Source organism: Alkanindiges hydrocarboniclasticus, from assembly GCF_001982605.1.
GTDB lineage: Bacteria > Pseudomonadota > Gammaproteobacteria > Pseudomonadales > Moraxellaceae > Alkanindiges > Alkanindiges hydrocarboniclasticus.
Genome location: NZ_MLCN01000087.1, coordinates 1 through 3766, shown reverse-complemented (window position 1 = coordinate 3766; position 3766 = coordinate 1). Strand labels below are relative to the sequence as shown.

Below are 3766 nucleotides of genomic sequence, written 5' to 3'. Positions count from 1 at the left end.
TGTCGGAGCGTCAAAAGTGTATAAGAGACAACAATTACGTCATAACATTGCGCATCAGGAATCATTTGTGTTTCTTACTGACTAAAGACAAGTCTATGTTTTAACCAAAATTCCTGTAAATAGCGGTACTTGTTTTGTCGATGCTTGGTCAAATCAGATGAAAAAATAATTTTATAAATATTAAAAATTATAAATCTAAGATTTTCGAATATTGCTCATCAATTTCATCTAATGTGAGGTAATGGTTGTAAGTATAAGGTGGAGTAATTTCATATTGTACAATTACAATAGGGTTAGGTACTGTACTTTTATTATTACTAAACATGACAGTATCAACCCTTCGACAATAAGGATCACGCCGTACAATTTCAGCAGCCTTAACTAGATAATTCTGATATTCCGAGAATTCTTTGTTATAAGTATCAATAGCATCATCTGCTATAGGTGCAATATTATATTTGTATGGTGGTGCATCTAGAAATAAGTCTTCGATAGGTTCATAAGCTAATTGATAAGATTCATGTTTTAAAATCATTTGATAGTATTTTATACTTCGTCCTTTTAAACTTTCCATAATTAAATTTTTGTCTTGGGCATCCATTCGCAACCCAAAGTAAATAGCATTTACGGCTCTATAGTCATAATCAATTCTGCCATATTCTGGTGTAATTATTCTAATTTCTTCTTCATAGCTCCAAGCCTGAGATTTATAGCCAAACATTTTCTGGGAAATTAAATCGTTTGAATTAGCTAAGATATCCTGAAGCTCTATAGATGGACTTTGTTGGTTATATTGTATACTGAGTTCTGTTAGATTTTGATGGCGATATTTAGTTAATATTTTTAAATCATACTCCACACAGAAACCTGTGTGGCTATAAGCATAGTGTGACCAAAGTAATTCAGATAAGGGGGTTTGACTAAGAGAGTAAATACCTGACTTATCGATAAAATTTAAAAGACTCTCTAATGCCATTTGTAGCTGATGCGTATTTTCTGATGGAAAGAGCTGTTTTAGCCCATTGAAAACTGGTGATACTTTATCTTTAAATAAGCATTCAAAAGGGTCATTTAAGGTGTAACGAGTAGGCGCCCAAAAGTAGTCAGCTTTTAGGCTTTCAAGGTCACGTTCCAAAATTCTTTTGTGTTCTTGATCTATTTCACAGTAGTAAGTACTACCACCTCGATATTTATATACTTTCATTATTTTTCTCTTCAATAAAAAAGAGCCGCTTAAGCGACTCTTTTAATGTATAAGGATTCAATCAACCTTTCAATACGACCAGCAAGTCTGCCTTATTTAACTCACGTGCCTCAGCATCACGGCGGCCTTTATATTCAAAGGTTCCGGCATCTATGCCACGCTCGGATACCACAATGCGATGTGGTACACCAATCAGCTCAAGGTCAGAAAACTTCACGCCCGGACGTTCATTGCGGTCATCCAGCAGCACATCAAAACCGGCGGCCAGCAATTCACTATACAGTTCCTCGGCAGCAGCAACCGCACGGGGCGATTTGGCCTGATTCATGGGTACAATCGCCACTTCAAACGGGGCAATGCTTTGTGGCCAGATAATACCCTTGTCATCAAAGTTTTGCTCAATGGCAGCAGCAACCACACGTGTTACGCCAATGCCGTAACAGCCCATGGTGACCACAAATGGCTTGCCATCTTCGCCCAGCACCTTGCAGTTTAAGGCTTCAGAATATTTCTGGCCTAGCTGGAAAATATGGCCCACTTCAATGCCACGCTTGATATTAATGATACCTTTACCATCAGGTGAAGGATCACCGTTCACCACATTGCGGATGTCTGCAACTAGTGTAATTTGTGCATCACGCTCCCAGTTCAGGCCAGTCACATGCTTGCCTGCCTGATTAGCCCCGGCCACAAAATCAGCCAGTACCGATGCGGCACGGTCTACGATAACAGGAATGCTTAACCCTTGTGGCCCGATTGAACCAGCTTCCAGACCCAGTGCCTTGACTTCATCTTCTGAGGCAAAGGTTAGCGGTGCTGCAACCTGTTCCAGTTTTTCAGCCTTGATGTCATTGAGTTCATGGTCGCCGCGCAGTACCAGTGCAACCAGACTGTATTTGCCGTCTTCATCCGCCACACCACGAACCAGTAAGGTTTTTACCGTTTGTGACGGATCAACATTTAACAGTGCTGCTACTTCTGCAATGGTTTTGGCATTGGGCGTTTCGACCACCTGCAACGCTTGGGTAGCAGCAGGGCGTGTGCCTTTAACGACGGCTTCGGCCATTTCAACGTTGGCTGCAAAATCAGATTCGGTTGAAAATGCAATATCATCTTCACCGCTGTCGGCCAGCACATGAAACTCATGCGAGCCATTACCACCAATGGAACCCGTATCGGCCTGTACTGCACGGAAATTCAGGCCCAGACGATTAAAAATGGCATGATAGGTATCGTACATGCCCTGATAGGTTTCTTCCAGTGATGCCTGATTGGCATGAAACGAATAGGCATCTTTCATGATAAATTCACGCGAACGCATCACGCCAAAGCGCGGACGGATTTCATCGCGGAACTTGGTTTGTACCTGATAAAAGTTGACTGGCAATTGCTTGTAGCTTTTTAGCTCCTGACGGGCAAGGTCAGTAATCACTTCTTCATGGGTGGGGCCAAGCACAAACGGACGGTCATGCCGATCACGAAAGCGCAGCAGCTCTGGGCCATAGGCTTGCGCACGGCCAGATTCTTCCCATAGCTCAATGGGCTGGGTCACTGGCATCAGCACTTCCATGGCGCTTTTATTCATCTCTTCACGAATAATGGCTGCTACTTTATTCAGCACACGCACACCCAGCGGCAACCAAGTATATAGTCCGGTAGCCAGTTTACGAATCATGCCCGCACGGAGCATCAGCTGATGCGAGATCACCTCGGCATCACCGGGGGTTTCGCGGAGTGTGGCAAACAGTAAGCGGCTGGCGCGCATGGATATATCCTAAATAAAATGAAGTAAAAACTGAGTCAAACGCTTGGGATGCTGGATGAAAAATCCAAACCATCAATGGCGTATTTTTTGTATGCCGTCGGCATCGTATGCGTGCATTTTACCGCTTTTTCGATCAAGACTCATCTGCTGAGTAGAAAAATGTTAGGCTAACTCAAAACATATTATGATATATGTCCATAAAGTTATTTAAATTAACAAGTGTTCAGTGAGTATGATGAAAGTAGATTTTACAGTTAAAGAGAAAGACGGTTTTCAAACAGGATTATTCTTTCAAATAGCACCATTTGATGAAGCGACCAATCCTAATTTTGAAAAATCTATTGTTATACACGAAGAGGCTTTTTCATTAATTGAAAGATTTTGGTTCGAGGATGAGCATCCTTATGCACATTGGGGTAATACCTATTTGAATTTAGCAAAAATGAAAATAATTAAAGAAAGATTGCAAAAATTCAAGGAAAAGATATTAGACTCGACTTTTTTACCTTCTCAACATATTCATTTAATGTTCAAAGGCATTACAAAAGAAGTGGTAGAAAATTTTGAATCGTATAAAAATGAAATTTTAAAGCTATTGTCTATAGTGATAAAATTTCTTGAAATAAATATTCAAGATAAAGCTGATGGAATTTCAGTATATGGAGTTTAAGGATAAGCCAATGGAAGCATTCTTATACCAAGGAATTATTAAAGTAAATGAATTAAACTTAACGCAAATGCTTGGCTATACAGATGAGAAAGAGTTAACAAAAACTTTATTAGAATTGGTTTAAAAT

The 3766-nt window shown here is 40.3% G+C and carries 3 protein-coding genes; 1 reads left to right on the top strand and 2 read right to left on the bottom strand.

Annotated features, from left to right (window positions below; translation table 11 throughout):
• Window positions 1-187: 187 nt before the first annotated feature.
• Together BKE30_RS15650 and BKE30_RS15645 are read right to left on the bottom strand one after the other, a co-directional pair.
• Window positions 188-1204 (bottom strand): DUF2971 domain-containing protein, encoded by a 1017-nt coding sequence (locus BKE30_RS15650; RefSeq protein WP_076879475.1) that lies wholly within the window; start codon window positions 1202-1204, stop codon window positions 188-190.
• A 61-nt stretch (window positions 1205-1265) separates the two neighbouring features.
• Window positions 1266-2969 carry a proline--tRNA ligase gene (locus BKE30_RS15645; RefSeq protein ID WP_076879474.1) on the bottom strand — a complete coding sequence of 568 codons (1704 nt, stop codon included), beginning with the start codon at window positions 2967-2969 and terminating at the stop codon, window positions 1266-1268.
• A gap of 232 nt (window positions 2970-3201) precedes the next feature.
• Between BKE30_RS15645 and BKE30_RS15640 the strand changes: the two genes are divergently transcribed.
• Complete coding sequence (locus tag BKE30_RS15640; RefSeq protein ID WP_143253821.1) at window positions 3202-3639, top strand: hypothetical protein; 438 nt, start codon at window positions 3202-3204, stop codon at window positions 3637-3639.
• Window positions 3640-3766 lie beyond the last annotated feature (127 nt).

What these genes read in the sequence shown, in the direction of transcription:
- BKE30_RS15645 (WP_076879474.1), bottom strand. Translation starts at nt 2,969, where the DNA reads ATGCGCGCCAGCCGCTTACTGTTTGCCACACTCCGCGAAACCCCCGGT.
- BKE30_RS15640 (WP_143253821.1), top strand. Translation starts at nt 3,202, where the DNA reads ATGATGAAAGTAGATTTTACAGTTAAAGAGAAAGACGGTTTTCAAACA.
- BKE30_RS15650 (WP_076879475.1), bottom strand. Translation starts at nt 1,204, where the DNA reads ATGAAAGTATATAAATATCGAGGTGGTAGTACTTACTACTGTGAAATA.